The 24,497-nt window shown below is 64.0% G+C and carries 17 protein-coding genes; 4 read left to right on the top strand and 13 right to left on the bottom strand.

What is annotated here, in order from left to right; translation table 11 throughout:
* Positions 1-257 precede the first annotated feature (257 nt).
* From FY258_RS01935 to FY258_RS01905, 7 genes are all read right to left on the bottom strand, one after another.
* Positions 258-4,724, bottom strand: coding sequence for a DNA-directed RNA polymerase subunit beta' (locus tag FY258_RS01935; protein WP_182279368.1), 4,467 nt, complete (start codon positions 4,722-4,724; stop codon positions 258-260).
* A 6-nt stretch (positions 4,725-4,730) separates the two neighbouring features.
* Positions 4,731-8,219, bottom strand: coding sequence for a DNA-directed RNA polymerase subunit beta (gene rpoB, locus FY258_RS01930; RefSeq protein WP_118102686.1), 3,489 nt, complete (start codon positions 8,217-8,219; stop codon positions 4,731-4,733).
* Positions 8,220-8,632: 413 nt separating this feature from the next.
* Positions 8,633-9,538 (bottom strand): UTP--glucose-1-phosphate uridylyltransferase, encoded by a 906-nt coding sequence (locus FY258_RS01925; RefSeq protein ID WP_118102684.1) that lies wholly within the window; start codon positions 9,536-9,538, stop codon positions 8,633-8,635.
* A gap of 247 nt (positions 9,539-9,785) precedes the next feature.
* The gene (rplL, locus tag FY258_RS01920; RefSeq protein ID WP_006723075.1) at positions 9,786-10,163 is read right to left on the bottom strand and encodes a 50S ribosomal protein L7/L12; all 378 of its coding nucleotides are present in this window, start codon (positions 10,161-10,163) and stop codon (positions 9,786-9,788) included.
* Positions 10,164-10,271: 108 nt separating this feature from the next.
* Complete coding sequence (rplJ, locus tag FY258_RS01915) at positions 10,272-10,793, bottom strand: 50S ribosomal protein L10 (RefSeq protein WP_118102682.1); 522 nt, start codon at positions 10,791-10,793, stop codon at positions 10,272-10,274.
* Positions 10,794-11,137: 344 nt separating this feature from the next.
* Complete coding sequence (gene feoB, locus FY258_RS01910; RefSeq protein ID WP_118102680.1) at positions 11,138-13,498, bottom strand: ferrous iron transport protein B; 2,361 nt, start codon at positions 13,496-13,498, stop codon at positions 11,138-11,140.
* Between the two features lie 218 nt (positions 13,499-13,716).
* Positions 13,717-14,445, bottom strand: a complete 729-nt coding sequence (locus tag FY258_RS01905; protein ID WP_118102678.1) for a histidine phosphatase family protein — start codon at positions 14,443-14,445, stop codon at positions 13,717-13,719.
* Between the two features lie 468 nt (positions 14,446-14,913).
* On the opposite strand from FY258_RS01905, the gene FY258_RS01900 reads away from it, so the two are divergent.
* From FY258_RS01900 to FY258_RS01890, 3 genes are all read left to right on the top strand, one after another.
* The gene (locus FY258_RS01900) at positions 14,914-15,567 is read left to right on the top strand and encodes a hypothetical protein (RefSeq protein WP_118102676.1); all 654 of its coding nucleotides are present in this window, start codon (positions 14,914-14,916) and stop codon (positions 15,565-15,567) included.
* Positions 15,568-15,772: 205 nt separating this feature from the next.
* A complete protein-coding gene (locus FY258_RS01895; protein WP_118102674.1) occupies positions 15,773-16,051 on the top strand; it encodes an autorepressor SdpR family transcription factor in 279 nt (92 codons plus the stop codon).
* Positions 16,041-16,802, top strand: a complete 762-nt coding sequence (locus tag FY258_RS01890) for an SdpI family protein (protein WP_118102672.1) — start codon at positions 16,041-16,043, stop codon at positions 16,800-16,802. The genes FY258_RS01895 and FY258_RS01890 overlap by 11 nt, the downstream gene beginning before the upstream one ends.
* A gap of 83 nt (positions 16,803-16,885) precedes the next feature.
* Here FY258_RS01890 and FY258_RS01885 read toward each other — a convergent pair whose 3' ends face one another.
* The 6 genes from FY258_RS01885 to asnS form a co-directional block, all read right to left on the bottom strand.
* The gene (locus tag FY258_RS01885) at positions 16,886-17,404 is read right to left on the bottom strand and encodes an LURP-one-related family protein (protein ID WP_118102670.1); all 519 of its coding nucleotides are present in this window, start codon (positions 17,402-17,404) and stop codon (positions 16,886-16,888) included.
* Between the two features lie 284 nt (positions 17,405-17,688).
* Complete coding sequence (locus FY258_RS01880) at positions 17,689-18,483, bottom strand: ABC transporter ATP-binding protein (RefSeq protein WP_118102668.1); 795 nt, start codon at positions 18,481-18,483, stop codon at positions 17,689-17,691.
* Complete coding sequence (locus FY258_RS01875; RefSeq protein WP_118102666.1) at positions 18,476-19,396, bottom strand: ABC transporter permease; 921 nt, start codon at positions 19,394-19,396, stop codon at positions 18,476-18,478. Before FY258_RS01875 ends, FY258_RS01880 begins: the two co-directional genes overlap by 8 nt.
* Positions 19,397-19,556: 160 nt before the next feature.
* A complete protein-coding gene (locus tag FY258_RS01870; RefSeq protein ID WP_118102664.1) occupies positions 19,557-20,591 on the bottom strand; it encodes an ABC transporter substrate-binding protein in 1,035 nt (344 codons plus the stop codon).
* Positions 20,592-20,691: 100 nt separating this feature from the next.
* Positions 20,692-21,696: an ABC transporter substrate-binding protein gene (locus FY258_RS01865; RefSeq protein ID WP_259324402.1), complete on the bottom strand. Its 1,005-nt coding sequence runs from the start codon at positions 21,694-21,696 to the stop codon at positions 20,692-20,694.
* A 334-nt stretch (positions 21,697-22,030) separates the two neighbouring features.
* Complete coding sequence (gene asnS / locus FY258_RS01860; protein ID WP_118102662.1) at positions 22,031-23,434, bottom strand: asparagine--tRNA ligase; 1,404 nt, start codon at positions 23,432-23,434, stop codon at positions 22,031-22,033.
* Positions 23,435-23,570: 136 nt separating this feature from the next.
* On the opposite strand from asnS, the gene FY258_RS01855 reads away from it, so the two are divergent.
* Positions 23,571-24,383 carry a tyrosine-protein phosphatase gene (locus FY258_RS01855; RefSeq protein ID WP_259324401.1) on the top strand — a complete coding sequence of 271 codons (813 nt, stop codon included), beginning with the start codon at positions 23,571-23,573 and terminating at the stop codon, positions 24,381-24,383.
* The last annotated feature ends 114 nt before the right edge of the window (positions 24,384-24,497 follow it).

The raw sequence follows: 24,497 nt of genomic DNA, 5'->3' as shown, positions 1-24,497 counted from the left end.
GGGGCGTCAGCATCCGCCCACAAAACACGCAGTTCGCTATGATACGCGCGCGTACCTGGACGGTCAACAGACCACGCGCCCGGGCGTTTCCTATTTTTGAGCATATTCCGTAGAGTCTCCACAAACATGCGCACGGATGGCCTCCGGGACTACGGAGACACGCGTCAGATACAAAAAGCCCGCCCTCCCCTTTTGGGAAAGGCGGGCTCTATTGGTGCGATCACCGTCGGTGTGTAGAGCACCTGGCGCAAGAAGGACTAGTCCTCCTGCTCCTCGGGATAGACCTCATCGGTGTCGACCAGCTGGTTCAGCAGCTCGTCGAGGGAGGCCATGTCCTCGTTGATGACGCCGTTGCCATCCTTGGACTGGGCCGGGGCACCGATCATCTCCTCATCGGTATCGAGGTGATGACGCGGGGCGCTCGTGCCGAGCAGGATGTCGTCGGGGCCATCCGGGGAGAAGACCATCTGCAGCAGCTGGGAGAGATCTTCCTCGTCGGCGACGTCCTCGGTGTTCTCGAGGATGTAGAGGAGGTTGTGCTCCTCCAGACCGTCGCGGAGCTCCTCGATGGCCTTGGCGCCGATACCATCGATGCGGAGCAGGTCCTCCTCGGACTTGCCAACCAGGTCACCGACGACCTCGATGCCGACCTCGCTGAACTTGTTGGTCCAGCGCTGGGACACGCCCAGGTCGTCGAAGAGGTACAGACGGGCATCCTCGGCGGAGATGGTACGGCCGTTGCGGGTGATGTGACCGCCGTCGGCCGAGAAGTCGCCACCGCCGAAATCGAGCTGCTGAGGCAGGACGGTGTCGAGCTCCTTGAGCTCCTCCGGGGCCCACTCGGGCAGGACCTTGGCGTGCGGGGAGGACGGATTGTCCACCGGGACGTAGCCCTCCTCGGTGCGGTAGGTCATGCCGGCCTTGGCATACGGCTTGAGGCCGGTGCCCGCCGGGATCTTCTTGCCCACGATGACGTTGGACTTGAGGTCGAGCAGGTGGTCGACCTTGCCCTCAATGGCGGCCTCGGTGAGGACGCCCGCGGTGCGGATGAACGACGCGGAGGACAGCCAGGAGTCGATCGAGGAAGCGACCTTGAGGGTACCCAGGATCGCGGGCTCGGCCGCAGGCGGGTTGAGGCCCTCGCGAGCCACGCGCTCGACCTCGTCGGCGAACTCGTAGCGGTCGACGTACTGGCCGAGCAGGTACTTGGAGTCACCGGGGTTGGTGATCTGAACGCGGCGCAGCATCTGGCGAGCCATGACCTCGATGTGCTTGTCGTTGAGGTCGACGCCCTGGGAGTTGTAGACCTCCTTCACGTTCTCGACGAACGTGTGCATCGTGGACTCGATGTCGGTCAGCTGACGCAGGTTGCGGAAGTTGACGAAGCCCTTGGTGATCTGGTCACCGGCGCGGACCTCGCAGCCATCCTCGATGCCGGGCATGAACTGGACGGCGGCGGGGACGCGCTTCTCGTCCAGGATGCGGCTCGGGTCGTCCGTGTCGGTGAGCGTGAGCACGTACTCGGACTTCTCGGGCTTGATGGCGAGGTGACCGGAGAACGGGGCCAGATCGGCCTCGCGACCGAGGATCTTCTCGTTGACGTTTCCGACGATGTCGAACATACGGGAAACGGTCGGGAGACCTTGGGTGATGTCCGCAACGCCAGCGACGCCGCCGGAGTGAATCGTACGCATCGTGAGCTGGGTGCCGGGCTCGCCGATGGACTGGGCGGCGATGATGCCGACCGCGGTGCCGATGGCAACCGGACGACGGGTGGACAGATCCCAGCCGTAGCACTTCTGGCAGACGCCGTACTTGGAACGGCAGGTCAGCAGCGCGCGCAGGGAGACCTTCTTAAGGCCGGCGTCGACCATCTTCTGGAGGTCGTCGACGCAGGTGATGTAGGCATCCTTCTCGAAGAGCACGGTGCCATCCGGGGTGACGACGTCGTCCAGGAAGCAACGGCCCACGAGGTCGGCGTTGAGGTCCTCGGTGCCGGGGATGATGAGGTTGTACGTGCAGCCCTCGGTGGTGCCGCAGTCCTCTTCGCGCACGATGACGTCCTGAGCCACGTCGACGAGACGACGGGTGAGGTAACCGGAGTCGGAGGTGTGCGAAGCGGTATCGACGAGGCCCTTACGAGCGCCGTAGGTGGAGATGAAGTACTCGAGCGGGAGCAGACCCTCGCGGAAGTTCGCCTTAATGGGAAGGTCGATGGTCTCACCGGACATGTCCGCCATCAGGCCGCGCATGCCGCCGAGCTGACGCAGCTGGGCCTTGGAGCCTCGAGCGCCGGAGTCGGCCATCATGTAGATGGGGTTCTCCTCGTCGAACATGGACAGCATCTTGGAAGCGACCTCGTCGGTGGCGGCGGTCCACTCGTTAACGACCTCGATATGGCGCTCCATCTCGTTGAGGAAGCCCTCCTCGAAGTACGCGTTGATCTGGTCGACGTTGCTCTGGGCGCGGTCAAGGACCTGCCACTTGTCGTCCGGAATCAGGGCGTCCCACACGGAGATGGTGAGGCCGGACATGGTGGCGTAGTGGAAGCCGGAGTACTTGATGGCGTCGAGGATCGGGGCGACCTCGGCCTCGGGGTAGCGATCGCAGCAGTCGGAGACGAGCTTGGCGATATCGCCCTTGACCATCTTGTAGTTGATGAACTCGTAGTCGGCCGGCAGGCACTGACGGTTGAAGATGATGCGGCCGATCGTGGTCTCGAAGCGAGCGGTCTTGGAACCGGTCACGTCGTAGTCCTCGATGGAGTTCTTGCCGGTCTTCACGCGGAAGAGCTTGGTGCCGTCCTCGAGCTCGACGTTGGCCTCGGCCTCGGAAACACGGACCTGGACCTTTGCCTGCAGGTCGACGCCGGCCTCGGCGCGGCAGTCGTAGGCGCGCAGGGCGTCGTCGAAGCTGGCGAAGACATGGCCCTCGCCGGGCATGCCGTCGCGAGCCTGGGTCAGGTAGTACACGCCGATGATCATGTCCTGGGAAGGAATGTTCACGGGCTTACCGGAAGCCGGGGAGCGCAGGTTGTTGGAGCTCATCATCAGGATGCGAGCCTCGGCCTGGGCCTGGACGGACAGCGGGACGTGGACGGACATCTGGTCGCCGTCGAAGTCCGCGTTGAACGGGGCGCAGACGAGCGGGTGCAGGTGGATGGCCTTGCCCTCGACCAGCACGGGCTCGAAGGCCTGGATGGAGAGGCGGTGCAGCGTCGGTGCACGGTTGAGCAGCACCAGACGGCCGTCGATGACCTCTTCCAGGATGTCCCAGACGAAGGAGGCGCGACGCTCGATGGCGCGCTTGGCACCCTTGATGTTCTCGACCTTGCCGAGCTCGGTCAGGCGCTTCATGACGAAGGGCTGGAACAGCTCCAGGGCCATGGTCTTGGGCAGACCGCACTGGTGCAGCTTGAGCTTCGGGTCGGTGACGATGACCGAACGGCCGGAGTAGTCGACGCGCTTACCGAGCAGGTTCTGGCGGAAGCGGCCCTGCTTGCCCTTGAGGGCCTCGGCGAGGGACTTCAGCGGGCGACCGCCACGGCCGGAGACCGGGCGACCACGACGGCCGTTGTCGAACAGGGCGTCGACGGCCTCCTGGAGCATGCGCTTCTCGTTGTTCACGATGATCGCAGGGGCGTCCAGGTCGAGCAGGCGCTTGAGTCGGTTGTTACGGTTGATCACGCGACGGTACAGGTCGTTCAGGTCGGACGCGGCGAAGCGGCCGCCGTCGAGCTGGACCATCGGGCGCAGATCCGGCGGAATGACCGGGATCACGTCGAGGATCATGTTGGCGGGGTTGTTGCCGCCCTTGAGGAAGGCGTCGACGACCTCGAGGCGCTTGACGGCCTTCTCGCGCTTCTGCTTCTGGCTGTCCTCGTCGGCGATGATGGCCTTGAGGGTCGCGGCCTCCTGCGGGAGGTCGATGGCGTCGAGCAGGTCACGGATGGCCTCGGCGCCCATGCCGCCCTTGAAGTACATGGAGTAGTAGCGCTTCATCTCGCGGAACAGCGGCTCGTCGGAGACGAGATCGCGCTCGTTGAGCTGCATGAACGCCTGGAAGGCCTCGGAACGGAGGTCCTTCTCGTCGCGGCACTCCTCCTCGATGTCGACGATGCCGGCAGCGATCTCCTCGGGGGTCAGAGGCTCCTCATCGGAGAACTCGTCGAAGTTCTCGGGGTTGCCCTGCTCCTTCAGAGACTCGATCTGACGGGCGCACTCGGCGTCGATCTCTTCGAGGTCGGCGGCGAGCTCCTCGCGCAGGTCGTCGGCGTCGGCCTCACGGGCCTCATAGTCGACGTGGGTGATGATGTAGCTCGCGAAGTACAGGACCTTCTCAAGATCCTTGGACTTGATGTCGAGCATACGGCTCATCGGGAACGAGGTCGGGCTCTTGAAGTACCAGATGTGGCTGACGGGGGCCGCCAGCTCGATGTGGCCCATGCGCTCGCGGCGCACCTTGGCCGTGGTCACCTCGACGCCGCAGCGCTCGCAGACGATGCCCTTGAAGCGGATGCCCTTGTACTTGCCGCAGGAGCACTCCCAGTCCTTGGCGGGACCGAAGATCTTCTCGCAGAACAGGCCGTCCTTCTCGGGCTTGAGGGTACGGTAATTGATGGTCTCGGGCTTCTTGACCTCGCCGCGCGACCACGAGCGGATCTTGTCGGCGGAAGCAAGCGAGATCTTTACCGAGTCGAAATCAGTAGCTTCGAAATCTGCCACAGTCAACTACTCCTTATCGGTCGTGGTGGCGGCGAGCTCATCGAGGATGGCGTCGGCCGCGTCAGCGGAGGTGTCGGCCTCATCGATGGAGGGCAGGTCGAGCTCGGAGTCCTCGGCGGCGGGAGCCGGCGCGGGCGCGGGCTCGGCGTCGCGGATGGGCTCGATGTCGAGCGCGAGCGAGCGGATCTCCTTGACGAGAACCTTGAAGGACTCGGGGATGCCGGCCATGGGGACGTTCTCACCCTTGGTGATGGCCTCGTAGGTCTTCACGCGGCCGACGGTGTCGTCGGACTTGACGGTGAGGATCTCCTGGAGGACGTTGGCGGCGCCGTACGCGTACAGCGCCCAGACCTCCATCTCGCCGAAGCGCTGGCCGCCGAACTGGGCCTTACCGCCCAGCGGTTGCTGGGTGACGAGGCTGTAGGGGCCGGTCGAGCGAGCGTGGATCTTGTCGTCGACCATGTGGCCGAGCTTCAGGATGTAGGAGGTACCGACGGTGATGGGCTCACGGAACTGCTCGCCGGAGCGGCCGTCGTAGAGCACGGTCTTGCCGCGCTCGTCGAGCTGGGTCACGAACGCGGGGTTCATGTGCTCGCCGAAGCGCATCGAGGCCAGATTCACCATGTTGCGGTTGGCGCGACGGATGACCTCGGCGATCTCGTCCTCGTGGGCGCCGTCGAAGACGGGCGTCGCGGTGAAGAACGGACCGGGGATGTACTTGTCGGAATCCGCGGACTCGGTGTCCCAACCGCAGGCGGCAGCCCAGCCGAGGTGGCACTCGAGGAGCTGGCCGACGTTCATACGGGAGGGGACACCCAGCGGGTTCAGGATGACGTCGACCGGGGTGCCGTCGGACATGTAGGGCATGTCCTCCACAGGCAGGACCTCGCAGATAACACCCTTGTTGCCGTGGCGACCGGCGATCTTGTCGCCCTGCTGGATCTTACGACGCTGCGCGACGTACACGCGAACCTGCTCGTTCACGCCGGGGGCGAGGTCGTCGCCGTTCTCACGGCTGAAGCGCACGACGTCGATGACGCGGCCCTCGGCGCCGTGGGGCATCTTGAGGGAGGTGTCGCGGACATCGTGGGCCTTGGTGCCGAAGATGGCACGGAGCAGGCGCTCCTCGGCGGTCAGCGCGGACTCACCCTTGGGAGAGACCTTACCGACCAGGATGTCGCCGGCCTTGACCTCGGCACCGATGCGGATGATGCCGTCCTCGTCGAGGTTGGCGAGCATGTCCTCGGACAGGTTCGGGATCTCGCGGGTGATCTCCTCGGGACCGAGCTTGGTGTCACGGGCATCGAGCTCGTAGCGGGAGATGTTGATGGTGGTGAGCAGGTCCTCGGAGACGAGGCGCTCGGAGACGATGATGCCGTCCTCGTAGTTGAAGCCCTCCCACGGCATGTAGGCCACGGTCAGGTTCTGGCCGAGGGCGAGCTCGCCGTGATCGGTGGAGGGGCCGTCGGCCAGGGGCTGGCCCACGGTGACCTGATCGCCCACGCGCACGAGCGGGCGGTGGTTGATGCAGGTGGACTGGTTGGAGCGCTGGTACTTGGGCATCTTGTAGGTGTCCAGGCCCTCGGCGGTCTTCACCGTGATCTTGGCAGCGTCGGCGAAGATGACCTCACCGGCGTGCTTGGCCAGGGTGACCTCGCCGGAGTCGATGGCGGCGCGCTTCTCCATGCCGGTGCCGACGTACGGGGCGACCGGGTGGACCAGCGGCACGGCCTGACGCTGCATGTTGGCGCCCATGAGGGTACGCTTGGCGTCATCGTGCTCGAGGAACGGAATGAGCGTGGCCGCGACGGAGAGCATCTGACGCGGGGAGACGTCCATGTAGTCGACGTCTTCGACCGGCACGTCGGCGGGAGCGCCGAAGGAGCCGTCGAAGTCGCGCGTACGGGCGACGACGGTGTGGGGACGCACGAGGTTGCCATCGGCGTCGACGGTCACGAGCTCGTTGGTCTCGGGATCGATCGGCGTGTTGGCGGGAGCGATGATGTGCAGCTCCTCCTCATCGGCGGTCATCCAGTCGATCTGGTCGGTGGCGACACCGTTCTCGATCTTGCGGTAGGGGGCCTCGATGAAGCCGTACTCGTTCACACGGGCGTACAGGGCCAGCGAGCCGATCAGGCCGATGTTGGGGCCTTCGGGCGTCTCGATGGGGCACATACGGGAGTAGTGCGAGTTGTGGACGTCGCGGACGGCGGTCGGCACGTTGGTACGGCGGCTGGAGCCGGACTTGTGGCCGGCCAGGCCACCGGGGCCGAGTGCGGACAGACGGCGCTTGTGGGTGAGGCCCGTCAGCGGGTTGGCCTGGTCCATGAACTGAGAGAGCTGGGAGGAGCCGAAGAACTCCTTGATGGAGGCCACGATCGGGCGGATGTTGATGAGGCTCTGGGGCGTGATCTCGTCGACGTCCTGGGAGCTCATGCGCTCGCGCACGACGCGCTCCATGCGGCTCATGCCGATGCGGAACTGGTTGGCCACCAGCTCGCCCACGGTGCGGATGCGGCGGTTGCCGAAGTGGTCGATGTCATCGACCTTGAAACCGGGCTCGCCCGCGGCCAGGGACAGCAGGTAACGCAGGGTGGCGATGATGTCCTCATCGGTGAGGACGGTGACGTCCTCCTCCGTGGTGAGGTTGAGCTTCTTGTTGACCTTGTAGCGGCCGACGCGGGCGAGGTCGTAACGCTGCGGGTTGAACAACAGGCCCTCGAGCAGGCTGCGGGAGGCGTCGACGGTCGGCGGCTCGCCGGGGCGCAGACGACGGTAGATCTCGATGAGGGCGTCCTCGCGGGTGAGGGCGGTGTCGCGCTCGATGGTGCGCTTCACGACGTCGGAGTCGCCGAGGAGCTCGAAGATCTCGTCATTGGTGACGGCGATGCCCAGCGCGCGCAGGAACATGGTGGCAGACTGCTTGCGCTTACGGTCGATGGAGACCACGAGCTGGTCGCGCTTGTCGACCTCGAACTCGAGCCAAGCACCGCGGGCCGGGATGACCTGGGCCTTGTAGACCTGCTTGCCGCCGTCCATCTCGGAGCCGTAGTACACGCCCGGGGAGCGGACGAGCTGGGAGACGACGATGCGCTCGGTGCCGTTGATGATGAAGGTGCCCTGGTCGGTCATCATGGGGAAGTCACCCATGAAGACGAGCTGCTCCTTGATCTCGCCCGTCTCGAGGTTGGTGAGACGGACCTCGGTCAGCAGCGGGGCCTGATAGGTCATGTCCTTCTCGCGGCACTCGTCCACGGTGTGGGACGGGTCGCCGAACTGATGGTGACCGAAGGTCACCTCGAGCTGGTGGTTCTGGCTCTGGATGGGGCTGGACTCCTTGAAGGCGTCGCGCAGGCCCTCGTCCATGAAGCGCTCGAAGCTCTCCTTCTGCACGGAGATGAGGTTCGGCAGCTCCATCGTCTCCGGGATCTTCCCGAAGTTGACGCGTGTGCGCTCGGTGGCGGTCACGGTCTGTGTGGCGTTTGCTTTCGGCACCAGGTGTTTCCTCCTTCTTGGGAAAGGCGGTTGATCCGACGGAATCCGTGCCCTTCGCCCTGCGATGTGCAATTGGGGACGGGTGCAAATTACACATGCGACCGTCCTCGCGCGCACATACACCGGCAATAGGCATAGCTCCGCCAGGTAATGCAACCTATTAGTTTATCAGGTCAATTTCGTTCGGCAATAAAAGTCTTGACTATGGCTTCTTTTTGGGTTAAAGAAAAACTTTTCGAAAAGTCTGCAGGTAGATAAGCTAAATCGAACATCTGTTCATGTGTTTTGAGTGAACGGGTTCTGCATGGCACCGCCGAACGGACGAACAGCGCATGAAAAAGGCCCCACGGTGCGTAACTGCGGGGCCTACTGCATCTCATTGAGGGGCATGCGAGCCGAGGGTGGAAAAGCGACTAGCGCTCCAAGCCACCGCGCTCGTCGACGGCCGCCCAGAACTCGCCGGCGAAGCGCGGGTCGGACGCGGCCATGAGGGCGTTGGTGGCGATCCAGCCGGAGGGGGTGCCGGTGTCGTAGCCGGACAGCGGGTCGATCACGACGGCGTACATGGCCTCGCGGTCCAGGCTGCGCGCCATGGCGTCGGTCAGCTGGATCTCGTTGCCCTTGCCGGGCTGCTGGTTGGCGAGGAGCTCCATGACGAGCGGGCTCAGCAGGTAGCGGCCGACGATATAGAGGTTGGAGGGAGCCGCCTCGGGGCTCGGCTTCTCGACCAGGCCGCCGATGCGCCACACGGCGCCGGGCTCGGTCTCCCCCGCGCCCTCATAGCCCTCGAGCGTGCCCACGAAGTCGCCGGCGATGACGCCGTAGCGGTCGACCTGGTCGGGCGCGCAGGGAGCCACGGCGATCACGGACGCGCCGCCGTGGGCGCGGGAGACCTCGAGCATCTTGTCGCAGATGTCCTTGGCCGGGACCACGTAGTCGCCCAAAAGGACCAGGAAGGGCTCGCCGGCGCAGGCGTCGGCGGCGGAGCGGATGGCGTGGCCGAGGCCGCGCGGCTCGTACTGGTAGCGGAAGTCCACGGGCATGTTGCCGGCGTGGGCGATCGCGTCGGCGTAGCCGGCCTTGCCGCGCTCGCGCAGCAGGGCCTCCAGCGAGCGGTCGGGCTGGAAGTAGCTCAGCAGCTCGGGCTTGCCGGGGCTCGTCACGATGATGGCGCCGTCGACCTCCTCCGGGTCGAGGGCCTCCTCCACCACGTACTGGATGACCGGCTTGTCGAGGACCGGCAGCATCTCCTTGGGGGTGCACTTGGTGGCGGGCAGGAAGCGGGTGCCGAGGCCGGCGGCGGGGATGATAGCCTTCATTGACTGTCCTTTCAGCACGACGCGCGCTCGTCGCACGCGAATCAAAATGCGCAATGTGCATACATTTGGCTATGTTACTCGTCTGAGAACGATTTATCGAATTCCACACGGATATCCCGCAAGTATTTTGCAATACCCTGTCACGGGCCGCCGTTTTACGAAAAAAGCGGGACCCACCAACGTGGATCCCGCCTATATGAGCGCGATATGGCTCAAGCAGTCCGCAGGTGATGCACCTGCGTGGAAACTACTTCAGGGTAACGGCAGCGCCGGCAGCCTCGAGCTTCTCCTTGGCGGCCTCGGCGTCCTCCTTCTTGGCACCCTCGATGACGGCCTTAGGAGCGTTCTCGACGACCTCCTTGGCCTCCTTCAGGCCGAGGGAGGTGAGCTCACGGACGACCTTGATGACCTGGATCTTGTTGTCGCCGAAGCCCTCGAGCACGACGTCAAACTCGGTCTTCTCCTCGGCCTCCTCAGCGGCGGCGACAGGGCCGGCCACGACGGCGGCAGGAGCAGCGGCGGAAACGCCGAAGGTGTCCTCGATAGCCTTGACGAGCTCGGAAGCCTCGAGCAGGGTCATTTCCTTCAGAGCCTCGATGATCTCATCGGTGGTAAGCTTAGCCATTTCTAAGTCCTTTCGGTTTCCCTGCGTCTGGCAGGGAGATCAAAACTAAAGTACGGCGCGTTGTGCGCCAGGTGTGCGACCGTCAAGCGGCCGCGGGAAGGCCGCCGACTAGGCTGCCTTCTGCTCGGAGATCTGCTGAACGGTGCGGGCGAGACCAGAGGAAACGCCGTTGACGCAGACAGCGATGTCGCGAGCGAAGCCGTTGATGAGACCGGCGATCTGACCCAGGAGCTGATCCTTGCTGGGGAGCTCGGCGATGGCGTCGACCTCGGCAGCGGTAACAGCCTGACCGTCAGAGATACCGCCCTTGATCTCCAGGACGCCCTTGGACTTCTTGGCGAACTCCTTGAGCACCTTGGCGGCGCTGACGGGCTCCTCCTCGAAGAACACGTAGGCGAGCGGGCCGACCAGCATCTCGTCCAGGTTCGGCTGCTCCTTGTTCTCCAGGGCGATGCGGACGAGGTTGTTCTTGTAAACCTTCATCTGAGCGCCAGCCTCACGGAGCTGCTTGCGGAGCTCCTGAGCCTGAAGAACGGTGAGGCCGTTGTAGCTCACGACGTAAACGCCGGCGTTGGACTCGATCTTGGACTCGATCTCGGCAACTGCATCGATCTTGTACTGCTTTGGCATGTGGTACACCTCCTTCTTTTTCTTTTCCGGGCACGACCGCCAGGATGTGGGCGGGGGCATGCCTCGAAAAAGAAAGCCCCCGCGCTGCTTGAGCGACGGGGGCGAGAAGACAAGTGCTACTCAACCACCTCGGCTGGCGGGTTTCCCCTTTACTCCGGTGCGCTCGCTTGCGCGGGCACGCTGGAACCGGCTGTCTCTGGCAGCAATCGTGCGTGTGCGATTTGGTAGTATCGCAGCCGCCGTCGTTCGCGTCAAGACGGCCGACGCGATCGAGAACGTATGCACAGCTTGCACACATGCGACGTGCCGGCGGCGCACCATGTGCAATTTGCACCCGTCCCCAATTACACAAAGCCGAGGGCGAGGCCGGCGAGGCGCACGATGAAGGCGACCACCCATGCCACGACGCACTGCAAGGCGAAGACGGCGACCGCCCAACGGGGGCCGAGCTCGTTCTTCACAGCGCCGATGGCGGCGACGCACGGCGGATAGAGCAGGGTGAATACGAGGAACACGTACGCGGTGAGCGGGGTGAACAGCCCCGTGAGCGCGGCGGCGGACTCGGTGCCCAGCAGCACCGCCAAGGTGGATATCACGCTCTCCTTGGCGAGCAGCCCCGTCACGAGGGCGGTGCTCGCACGCCAATCGCCGAATCCCAACGGCTCGAGGACCGGCGCGATGATGCCGCCCAAACCGGCGAGCAGACTGTGCGACTGGTCGGCCACCACATTGAGCTGGCCGTCGAAGGTCTGCAGGAACCACACGACGATGCTCGCCGCGAAAATGATCGTGAACGCCCGCTGGAGGAAATCCTTGGCCTTATCCCAGGCGAGCATGACCGTCGTCTTCGCACTCGGCAGGCGGTAATTCGGCAACTCCATGATGAAAGGCACCGGCTCGCCGCGGAAGGCCGTCCGTTTGAATATCAGCGCCATGACCGCCGCCACGACCACGCCCAGCACATACAGCGAGACCATGGCCAAGACGCTCCCCCGCGCGAAGAACGCGGAGGTGAGCAGACCGTAAACCGGGAGCTTGGCTGAGCAGCTCATAAACGGGGTGAGCATGACGGTCATCTTGCGGTCGTGCTCGGATGGAAGGGTCCGCGTGGCCATGATGGCCGGCACGCTGCAGCCAAATCCCACGAGCATGGGCACGAAGCTGCGGCCCGACAGGCCGAAGTGACGCAGCACCTTATCCATCACAAACGCGACGCGCGCCATATAGCCCGAATCTTCGAGCATCGACAGCAGCAGGAACAGCACCACGATCAAGGGCAGGAAGGACAACATGCTGCCCACGCCGGCGAAGATGCCATCGATCACGAGCGAGCGCACCACGGGGTTGACCCCCATCGAGACGAGGCCATCGGAGATCATCGCCGTGACCTGCGCCACGCCGACTTCCATAAGGCCCTTGAGCCACGCGCCCACCGAGCCGAACGACAGCCAAAAGACAAGCGCCATGATGAGGAGGAACGCCGGGAACGCCGTGTACCGGCCGGTGAGGATGCGGTCGATCGCCACTGAGCGCTTGTGCTCGCGGCTTTCGCGCGGTTTGACCACGCACGCACGGCAGACGCCGCCGATGAAACTGAAGCGCATGTCGGCCAGCGCGGAGAGGCGCTCCTTGCCCGACTCCCCTTCCATCTGGCTGATGACGTGCTCGAGGGCCTCGAGCTCGTTTTCGTCCAGGCCCAGCGCCTCGCGCACCAGCGCATCCCCCTCGACGAGCTTGGTCGCGGCGAAACGGGGCGGAAAGCCCGCGCGCACCGCATGATCCTCGACGAGATGGATGACGGCGTGGATGCAACGGTGCAGGGCTCCGTGGTCCGGACCGTCGGCGGGGCAGAAATCCTGACGCCCGGGCAGCTCGCGGTGGCGCGCCACGTGCAGGGCGTGCTCGACGAGCTCGGATATCCCCTCGCCCTTTGCAGCGGAAATGGGCACCACCGGGATGCCGAGCATGCCCTCGAGGCGGTTCACGTCGATGGTGCCGCCGTTCGCGGCCACCTCGTCCATCATGTTGAGGGCGAGCACCATGGGACGGTCGAGCTCCATGAGCTGCAGGGTGAGATAGAGATTGCGCTCGATGTTGGTCGCGTCGACGATATTGATGATGGCGTCGGGCTCCTCCTCGAGAATGAACCGACGGCTCACGACCTCCTCGCTGGTATAAGGGGAGAGCGAGTAAATCCCGGGCAGATCCGTGATGGTCACATTGTCGTGCCCCAGTATGCGACCGTCCTTGCGGTCGACGGTCACCCCGGGAAAGTTGCCGACATGCTGGTTCGAACCGGTGAGCTGATTGAACAGGGTCGTCTTACCGCAATTCTGGTTGCCGGCAAGCGCGAACCGCAAGGGTTCGTCGGCAGAGGCGCATTGCCGGCCTATGCGCGGCCGGCAGACGCACTCTCCGATGGCGGGATGTTCGGATGTCGCGGGGGCGGGATTCTCACGCGGGGCGTTATGGGCATCGTGCACGTCGACGAGCTCTATGCGAGCGGCATCGGCAAGGCGCAGCGTCAGCTCGTAATCACGAAGCCGAATCTCCACCGGATCGCCCATGGGGGCGTGCTTCATCATGGTGACTTCCGTTCCCGGCGTCAGTCCCATGTCAAGGATGTGCTGATACAGCGCCGCATCATCGGAGTCGACCGATGCCACGATGGCGTCCTTGCCGATCTCAAGCTTGTCGAGCCTCATATCGCACAATCCCCTCACGTGCGCACCGCCCCGATGCGCCCCATGGCCGATCAGCCGCAACGGGCGGCCAAATTCCAACAGCTTTTCATACTACCTACGCATGCAGACGATGTCACGCATGGCAAACTTTCCATATTGGTCGCATCCGACGGGCAGGCGAACGGTCCGGCATGACAGAGCCCCATCGAAAGGCGGCCATCCGACACGTCGCGCATCAGCTAGATGGGCAGCCCCTCCCCGCCCAGATGCGCCGCCGGGTCGGCGACCTCGACCAGCGTGAACGACGCACCGTCGAAGCGATACACCAGCACGCAGCAATTGGGGAAGGGACTGGGGATCTCCACCTCGGCGGTATGCTCCCAGGCGTGGGCGAATGCCTTGCAAGCCGCGCCGTGACTCACGGCGAGCACGTTGCCCGAACACGGGGCGCCCTCATCGAGCGGACGTACCGCGCAGGGCTCGACCGGAGCATCTGTGCGGCCGGGCACGGGGTTGCGCGAACCAATCGACCGACCTGACAAAACGCCTTCCGGCGCGGAGGCCGGCCTCGCCTCGTAGTCCCCGCGCATCACCGCCGCGAGCGTCGAGGTCAGACGCGCCTCGAGCTTCGACTCCGGCTCGCCGCCAAACGATACGGGGTAATCCCCCATGGGCTTGGGCAAGGCCAGCACGTCGGTGCCCTCAAGATCGCCGAACGAACGCTCGCGCAATCCCTCGAGACGCTGATACGCACCGCCCCACAGCAGCTCCATCGTGCCGCATGCGCGCTCGGCAGGCGAGCTGAACGCCGCATCGAAGCGCACGCCGCGCTCGCCCAGCCACAATGCCGCGGCGCGGGCCTGCTCGCGGCCCAGATCCGTGAGCGGGGAATCACAGCGGCCCTGGATGAGCAGCCGGGTGTTGAACACCGTCTGACCATGACGCACGAGATACAACGTTGTAAACATGGATGCTCCTCCAGGGTTCGACTATGAGATGCCGCGGCGGATGGGGATCGACACGTTCAACGACGCGCATCGGTCGCGCTTGCAAGGCCCCGCCGCGAGGGCGAGAACTCGTGATTCCACGGCAACGGTCTCCCAACCGCGTGCGACCGTATAGTTTGGATTTTGGTCGCAAAGTGCAAAGCTGTCACAGAATGGCATTTTACGACCGTTTTCCAGCCCAATTGCCCTCAGAAATGGCCGTAAAATGCCAGGCTGCATCAGATTGGCACTTTACGACCATTCCCTTGCGCGCTCATGATGCTACGTGCGCGTACCCGCCCCGCTGCACCTCTGCACTCCGCCGTACCTGCTCCGTCGCACCTTTGCACTCCGCCGCACCTTCACATTGACTCGATCGTGCGCGTGGCACAGGGACTCGACACGGAGTACAGTACTCCGTACGGCTCTCGGGATAGAAAGGGCGAGACCATGGCACACACCCCCATCGAACGCGAGGAGGCACCGCGCGAGCGCACCGCGCTTCCCGTCCGACTCGCCCTCGTTGATGCGGGGCTGTCCGACCCTCACGCATGTCTCGATCATCTCTCCCACGACCTGCTTGAAGCGCTCGATGTTTACGAGCACCACATCCCCCTGCCCGCTTACGGTGCGGCGCGTGTCATCGACTCGCATGTCTACACCTTCTCCCCCGCCGATGCGGACACCGCCCGCACCTGGGCATCCCTTTGCGAGCAGCTGCACAGCGACGAGCATGCCGGTCACGCACGTACGCCGTTGCTGTACGCGATTGCATGCGCAGATGAACACGGCTTCATCCAAGCCCGCATGGCACTTGAGCGCCTCAGTTCCGCCTGCCGCGCGGCGGATGTTCCCTGGGGCGGAGGCATCGCCGTGGGCGGCGGCCTGCTCGTGAGCGCCTCCGTGCGCGGCCCGCGCATGGGCCGTATGCGCCGACGCCGCTCCGAGGCGATCGACATGCTCATTGCCGCCATACGCTCGAGCTGCAGCGTGAACACCCTGCCCAATCAAAACTCATCGGACCTCATCATCGCGTCATGCCCGGTCCCGCGCTTCCTCTACGCTCCCATCTGCAAGGCCTGCCGGCACTATCGCTGGGAATAATCGGGTCACGCCCTCTCCGTCCAGGCCATATAGACGATTAGAAGTTTGTCTAAATACTTCTTGACTTAATTATTAGATGGATGTCTAATTATCTAACGTTCAGCTGCGAGCCGATTCGTCCGTGCAACCGCTTGGCACATGTGCACGGTGCCGGAGCATCACCGACGTGAGACCGCGCGCACCTACGAACCTTCAAGGAGGAGATATGGGAGGAGAGGCCTTCAAGGCGCTTGCCGATCCAACACGCAGGCACATCCTAGAACTGCTGCGCACCAAGGACCTTACCGCCGGCGAAATCGCCGAGCACTTCGATATGACCAAACCTTCGCTCAGCCACCATCTGAGCGCCCTCAAAACGGCAGGTCTGGTCGATGCCGAGCGAGACGGCCAAAACATCATCTACAGCCTGAATACCTCGGTCCTGCAGGACCTTATGAGCTGGTTTTACACATTCACCGATAGGAGCGAAACAAATGACCGATAAGGATCTGAAGACGCCGGGCACCGACAGCCGGACCCTAGACGGCGCCGAAAGGGATGCGCGGCCGGACGCGAACCCGCTTTCCCGCAAGACGATGACGGTCCTCGCCGTCCTCTGCATCGCGAGCTTCCTGGCACACCTCGCCCTACTCCCCCGGATGCCCGAGATGGTCCCCACGCATTGGGACGCGGCCGGCGACGTGAACGGCTACACGAGCCGCACCGCCATGATCGCGCTCGACGCGCTGCCGCTGCTTTTCCTCGTCATGTTCCGCGTGCTCCCTGGCATAGACCCGCGCGGCGCCGTCTATGCGCGCATGGGGTCGTTCTACACCGGGTTCGCTTCGCTGTTCACGTTCTTCATGATCGCCATGACCTGGACCTCCGAACTCACCGTGTTCGGCATCCTGCCCGAGACGGGAAGCCCGATCGGGATCATCACCAGCATCGTGGTGGGCATCGGCCTTGTCATGCTCGGCAACTACATGCCCAAGGTCAAGCGCAACTACACCTTTGGGTGCAAGACGCCCTGGGCGCTCGATGACGACCGCAACTGGCGCCTCACGCACCGTTTTTGCGGCGTGGCCTTCGTGCTCGCGGGAATCGTCGTGGTGGCCTCGGGCGTGCTGTCGATGCAGCATGGGGAGGTCGCCTTCTGGATGCTCGTGGGCTCCGTGCTCGCCTCGAGCCTGGGCACCTACGCATATAGCTACTTGGTGTATCGCAATGGCAACCGTCCGCTGAGGGCTCGCTAGGAAATGGTACGTTCGCAGCTTGCCGCCGCCGGCGCGCGATCGTGCGAGCCGGCCACGGCCCCGGCTGCGATGGAAACGACGCTCTAATCCGCCGGCGCCGCGGGCACAGCCGGCGTATCCGCAGCCATGATATCCCGAGCGATGAGGCTCATGAGGACCAGTTCGTCCATATGGGCCTCATCCTTTATGTTGAGCTCGAAGGTGCCGTTGCGCTCCATGGCTATCTGCTTGGCCTCGACGCAGACCTTGCCGGCGGAATCCCGAACCTCGAATCGGCTCGTCCATCCGCGCGTCATGACGACCTGCCAATCGGCGCCCCTCACGACCAAGTAGCTCTCGACCGTGCTGGCGGGCGTGCGGAACTTGCGTCTCACGTCGATGGCGCGACCGTCGGCCATGACGATATGGTGCGCGCGATCCGCATAGTCGAGACGCACGGAGGTGACGGTGGCGAGCTCACGGTACTCGGCATCCTTGAACCGCATGAGGCGCGGCGAGGACAATGGGTCGGTGTCGGCGCAATAGAGGACGCTTCCGTCCATCGCGGTGACCTCGATTTCGCTGTGGACGCTCAGAAGCTTCGACTTGATGCGCAATTTCATGGTGTACCCCTCCCACAACAGCGCGATGCATCTATATCTGTGGAGTCTTGTACCCACTAACGCCGCCGTCATGGAGCCTCGTGAGGGCACCAGGCTTCCCACTCGCAGCCCGCCCCTTTTCCAATTGAAATTGCCTATGGATTTCTTCCGTTCGAGCGCCGTCAAACGGATGACTTCCATAGGCAATTTACTCGTGAGCATAGGCAATCTGACCGCACAGGGCACGGGACGCACGACGTTGGCGCGAAGCGCCACATGCGGCGTCGGTGCAAGGGGCGGCGCCGCTAACTCAACAGCATGCGGTCGTTGGCGAGCTCGCCACCGGAAACCTCTTCGAACTTTTGCAGCAGGTCGGACACTGTGAGCGCGCGCTTCTCCTCCCCTGCCACGTCGTAGATCACGCGACCCTCGTGCATCATGATCAGGCGGTTGCCAAGGCGGATCGCGTCGTTCATGTTGTGGGTCACCATGAGCGTGGTGAGCTGACGCTCCGCAACAATCTGCTCCGTGAGCTCGAGGACCTTCGAAGCCGTCTTGGGGTCCAGCGCGGCGGTGTGCTCGTCGAGCAGCAGCACGCGCGGGTTGGTGAGCGTTGCCATGAGCAGGGTGAGCGCCTGGCGCTGACCGCCGGACAACAGGCCGACCTTTGCCTGCATGCGCGTCTCCAGACCAAGGTCGAGGCGCTTGAGCAACTCGGCGTACTCGGCGCGCTCGTCCTTGGTGATGCCCCAGCGCAGGCCACGGCGCTGCCCGCGGCGCTTGGCAAGGGCGAGGTTCTCCTCGATCTGCATATCAGCGGCGGTGCCGCGCATGGGATCTTGGAACACACGGCCCAGGTACTTGGCGCGCTTGGGCTCAGACAGACGCGAGATGTCCTCGCCATCCAACTCGATAGTGCCCGAATCGAGCGGATAAACGCCCGCGATCATATTGAGCAGGGTGGACTTGCCGGCGCCGTTGCCGCCGATGACAGTCACAAAATCGCCGTCGGCCAGGGTGAGATCAACGCCGGTGAGGGCGCGCTTCTCGGTGACGGTACCGCGGTTGAACGTCTTCTTCACGTGGGACAGCTTAAGCATCTGCCTCACCGCCCTTCGAGTAGCTCGCACGCAGCTTGAACTTCTCCCACACCACCGGCACGCACAGCGCCAGGGCCACGATGACCGCAGACAAGAGCTTCATATCGTTGGCGTCCATGCCCATCTGCAGCACGATGGCGCGGATGAGGAAGTACACCACAGAGCCGGCGACGGCGGAAACCAGACGGCTCTTGAATCCCGTGAGCTTGCCAGGGGTGAGGCGGCCGAGCACCTCGCCGATAACGATGGCGGCCAAGCCGATGACGATGGCGCCGGTGCCCATGCCGATGTCGGCGTACTTCTGGCTCTGGCAGATGAGACCGCCGGAAAGACCCACGAGGGCGTTCGCCAGCATGAGGGCGATCATCTTTGTCTTGGCCGTGGAGACGCCGAGGGCGCGGATCATATGCTCGTTGTTACCGGTTGCACGCAGGGCGCTGCCGATCTCGGTGCCGAAGAACCAGTACAGCGCGGTGATGATCGCAACGGCCACGATAGCTCCCACGATGATGGAAGCGGCGGCCGAGGACAGACCCGTCAGCTCGGTCATGCGAGAGAAGATCGTATCGCTTTGCAGCAGGGGCGTGTTGGACTTGCCCATGATGCGCAGGTTGATGGACCACAGGGCGATCTGGGTGAGGATGCCCGCGAGAATCGCCGGAATCTCGAACACCGTGTGCAAAAAGCCCGTGACGGCGCCGGCGAGCATGCCGGCGAGCATCGCCGCCACGACCGCGATAAGCGGGTCGACGCCGGCAACCACGAGCACGGCGCACACGCTGCCGCCGAGCGCGAAGCTGCCATCAACAGTGAGGTCGGCGATGTCGAGAAGTTTGTAGGTGATGTACACACCAAGGACCATGATGCCCCACAGGATGCCCTGGGAAACGGCGCCGAGAAGCGCTCCGCTCATGTCGTCCCTCCTTTGTTCGAGCCAAATGAACCCCGGCGATATGATTCGCCGGGGTTCATCGCGATTGCGATAGATAGCGTGTCGGCCAGTGTACCACGCCGACAAGGGGGTCCGAGCGAACACCCCGGTCGAAATGCGCCTGAAACGCGCTGTGGGGCGGCTACTCGGCGGCGCTCACGTCCGTGGCGCCATCCTCGACCAGCGAGGTGACGTCGATTCCGAGCGCCTCGGCGGTCTGCCCGTTGTAGACCAGGTCGCACTCGGCGGCGCCCATGGACTCGATCGGCATGGCGGCGGGCTCGGCGCCCTCGGTGAGGATGCGCACCGCCATCTCTCCGGCACGGCGGCCGAGCTCCTCGTAATTGATGGACAGGCTCGCCAGGCCACCGGCCTCGACGTGCGCGACCTCACCGCACACCGTGGGTACCTTGTGCTCGTTGGCGATCGAGGCGATCACCGTCATAGCAGAGGCGATGGTGTTGTCCGTGGGAGTGTAGATGGCGTCGACCTTGCCCATCATGGACTCGACCACCTGCTGGACCTCGTTGGAGCCCGAGGCGGTGTACTCGACGCCCTCCATGCCAAGCTTTTTGAGCTCGGCGGCGGCCAGATCGATTTGGATCTTGGAGTTGGACTCGGCGGTGCAGTAGAGCAGGCCGACTTTCTTGGCCTCGGGCGCGAGCTGGTGGAGCAGGTCGATCTGATCGACGACGGGGTTCATGTCGGAGGTACCGGTGACGTTGCCACCGGGGGCATCGTTATCCTTGACCAGGCCAGAGGCCGCGAAATCGGTGATGGCGGTGCAGACGATGGGGATGTCGGAGGTGGCGCCCGCCACGGCCTGGGCAGCGGGGGTCGCGATCGCGAGGATCAAGTCGCAACCCTCGTTCACGAGCGTGGCCGCGATGGTCTGGCAGGCCGACTGGTCGTTCTGGGCGTTTTGCTGATTGATCTTCGCACCGATGCCGGCCTCCTCCACCGCGGCGACGAAGCCCTTGTTGGCGGCATCGAGTGCGGGGTGCTCGGTGAGCTGCAGGACGCCGATCTTGAAGGCGGCGTCAGACGGGGCGGAACCATCGGCCTTGGCGGCGGGGTCGCCGCATCCGGCGAGGCCGAGACCGCCGACGATCGCGAATGCGGCGGCGCCGGCCATGCCCTTGACAAGAGAGCGACGAGAGCAGGTGGAGTTGTTCATGGAGATTCTCCTAACGTGCGCACAGGGCGCATGGGTGGCATATGGGACTGAGGGAGGTCGAATCGCGCATCGCGCGCGGCCTCACGCCCGACCGACCGCGTTAGACGATCTGGGCATCCTCGAGCATCGAGATGTCGACGCCGAGTGCATCGGCGGTCGCCTGGTTGACGATGAGCTGGCACTCATCGCTCGACAGGTACTCGATGGGCATATCGGCGGGATTGGCGTCCTCGGTGAGGATCTTCACGGCCATCTCGCCTGCCTTATAACCCAAGTCGTAATAGCTGATGCTATACGACGCCAGCCCTCCATCCTCGACCATGGTGTCGCATCCTACGATGACGGGGAGTTTATTCTCATTGGCGACCATGGAGACGGTCGCCATGCCCGCGGCGATGGTGTTGTCGGTGGGAGCGTAAATCGCATCGACCTTGCCGACCATGGATTCGACCATCTGCTGGATCTCATTGGAAGAGGAGACCGAGTAGCGCTCGTGCGCGATGCCGGCGGCCTCGAGGACCTCCTCAGCGAGCTCGACCTGCACCATCGAGTTGGACTCGGCGGAGCAGTACAGGATACCCACGCTCTTGGCCTCGGGCAGCAGCTGGCGAAGCAGCTCGATCTGATCCGCGACGGGCGTGAGGTCCGAGCTTCCGGTGACGTTGCCGCCGGGCTCCTCATTGGAGGCCACGAGCCCGCTCGCGGCGTAATCGGTGATGGCGGAGCCGACGACCGGGATGTCGGACGTGGCGCCCGCGACCGCCTGGGCGGCGGGAGTGGCGATGGCGAAGATCAGGTCGTCACCGTCGTTCACGAGCTTGCTCGCGATGGTCTGGCAGGCCGACTGATCGTTCTGTGCGTTTTGCTGGTCGATCGTGTAGGCGATACCCGACTCGTCGAGCGCAGCGACGAAGCCCTTGTTCGTCTGGTCGAGCGCACCGTGCTCGACCAGCTGCAGGACGCCGATCTTGTAGCCGGAACCCGTCTTCCCAGAAGCACCGGCGCTGCCGGGGGCAGCCTTGCCGTCGCCACAGCCTGCCAGCGCTCCGGCGGCAAAAAAGCTCGCTCCGAGGGTGATAAGGTTCCTGCGCGAAATGCTCAGCATGGCGATCAACTCCGTTTCCTCTGTACGGGTCCCGCCATCCATCGACGGGACGCTTTATCGCGTGAAAGCAACGCAAGGGATATAGTAGCCCGCACGCGCAACGGACTCAAACCCGTTAATACCGTGTTAACAAGCGGGCAATATATCGGTCCAAAAGAAACGCCACAGACATCTTCATAAGCCTCAAAACAGCCAACTCAAGACTCGAAAAGTCGACTCCGAGGCCACAAGAAGCCCACTCCAAGGTCTCGAAAACCAGGCGCAGCGAAAACCGGCCGCAACCGCATCTGGTTGCAGCCGGTTTCCAATCAAGCCGAGCCGATCAAACCAAGATTTAGAAGTCGCAGCTTCCAACGGTACGCGGGTGCGGCAGGACGTCGCGGATGTTGCCCACGCCCGTGAGGTACATGACCAGGCGCTCGAAGCCGAGGCCAAAACCGGCGTGCTTGCACGTGCCGTAGCGGCGCAGGTCCAGATAATACTTGTACTGCTCGGGGTCCATGCCCAGCTCGGCGATGCGACGCTCGAGCACCTCGAGGCGCTCCTCGCGCTGGGAGCCGCCGATGATCTCGCCGATACCGGGAACCAGGCAGTCCGCGGCGGCGACGGTCTTGCCGTCATCGTTCAGGCGCATGTAGAAAGCCTTGATCTCGGCCGGGTAGTCGGTCACGAAGGTCGGGCACTTGAAGTGCTCCTCGGTGAGGAAGCGCTCGTGCTCGGTCTGGAGGTCGATGCCCCAGCTCACGGGGTAGTCGAACTGATGGCCGGCGGCGACGGCGTCCTCGAGGATCTTCACGGCGTCGGTGTAGGTCACGCGGGCGAAATCGGAGTTTGCCACATGCGTAAGGCGCTCTATGAGGCCCTTGTCCACGAACTTGTTGAGCATGGCGAGCTCGTCGGGGCAGCGATCCATGACGTCGCGGATGACGTACTTGAGCATATCCTCGGCGAGGTCCATGTCGTCTGCCAGGTCGGCGAAGGCGATCTCGGGCTCGATCATCCAGAACTCGGCGGCATGGCGCGTGGTGTTGGAGTTCTCGGCGCGGAAGGTGGGGCCGAAAGTGTACACGTCGCCAAAGGCCATGGCGAAGTTCTCGGCGTTGAGCTGGCCGGACACGGTGAGCGAGGCGGCGGTGCCGAAGAAGTCCTGGCTGAAGTCCACGTTGCCCTTATCATCCAGCGGCGGGTTGGCCGGGTCGATGGTGGTGACGTGGAACATCTCGCCGGCGCCCTCGCAGTCGCTCGCGGTGATGATGGGAGTGTTCACGTAGACGAAGCCGCGGTCCTGGAAGAAGCGGTGGATGGCAGCGGCGGCCACGGAGCGCACGCGGAAGACGGCGCGGAACAGGTTGGTGCGCGGGCGCAGGTGCTGCTGGGTGCGCAGGAACTCCACGGTGGCGCGCTTCTTCTGCAGCGGGTAATCCGGCGCGGAAACGCCCTCGACCGCGATTTGGGTGGCGGCGAGCTCGAAGGGCTGCGGCGCATCCGGCGTGAGCTTGAGCTCGCCGGTGCAGATGAGCGCCGCAGAGACGTTCTGATGCGCGATCTCGTCGTAGTTGGCGAGCGCCTCGCGGTTCATGACGACCTGCAGGTCCTTGAAGCAGCTGCCGTCGTTCAAGGTGACGAAACCGAAGTTCTTCATGTCGCGGACGGACTTGACCCATCCGGCAACGGTCACTTGCTGTCCGCCGAGCGTCTCAGCATCGGCGTAGAGCTGGGCGATCTTGGTGCGATCCATGCCATTCCTTTCCCGCGTGCACCGCAAGACGGCGGCGCACGATGCGCTTTTCTCACAATCGTCCATTCTAGCAGGTGTGCCGCGCATAGCCCTCTGGCAGAATAATGGCAAGAAACCTCACGAGAAAGGTCACACGATGGCTCAAAACTATTGGGGCGATGAGCTCCCCTCTCGCGTCGACCTGCCCCCTGCAGCCGATCCGGCGCGCCCGGGATACGGCCGCATCGACTTCGACAAGCTCCCCAACACCCGCGACCTGGGCGGCATGGTGGGCGCCGGCGGTCGCCGCGTGAAGCACGGCCTGCTGCTGCGTTCAGGCACGCTCGGCTTTGGCTCTCCCGCCGACATCGACCGCCTGCGCAATGAGTACGACCTGCGTCTCGTAGTCGACTTTCGCAATCTCATCGAGCTCTCCGAGCTGCCCGATCCCATGGATCTCATCCCCGCCGCGCGCTACCTGCACGCCGAGATCTTTTCCGACAGCCAGGTGGGCGTCACGCAGGAGCACGAGAAGACCGCGTTCGAATACAAGCTCGAGGCCATGGCCCAAGGAGACTCCGTCGAGTTCATGACGCTGCTCTACCCGCACATGCTCATCGACGAGACGGGCATCAACGGTTACCGCTCCTTTGTGCGGGCGGTGCTCGATGTCGAGGAGGGCGCCGCTCTCTGGCATTGCTACGTGGGGCGCGACCGCTGCGGCATGGGCTCGGTGCTTATCGAGACCATGCTCGGCGTGAGTCGCGATGATATTCTCGCCGACTACCTCGCCACTAACCTCTACGCCCCCATCGACCTCACGCTGGATTCTCCCGCCTCCATCTGTTATTTCGAGGCGATGGAGCGTGCGTTGGAACCGTATGGCGGGTTCATGGGCTACCTCACTGACACGCTCGGCGTGACCGAGGACGAAATCGCCGCCTTCCGCGATCGCTGCCTCGGAGCTTAGATCGAGTGACCCATGCGGCGACGGGAGTTTTCACCCTTCCCCGCTCGTCCCCGCCTCACATTTCACCGAAACATATCCAAAGTCACGAACTTCGGGTCCCATTCGTGACTTTCA

The sequence above is a fragment of the Collinsella intestinalis genome (genome assembly GCF_902364775.2).
Lineage (GTDB): Bacteria > Actinomycetota > Coriobacteriia > Coriobacteriales > Coriobacteriaceae > Collinsella.
The sequence above is the reverse complement of the archived record's forward strand: the minus strand, read 5'-3'. Positions and strand labels throughout refer to the sequence as shown.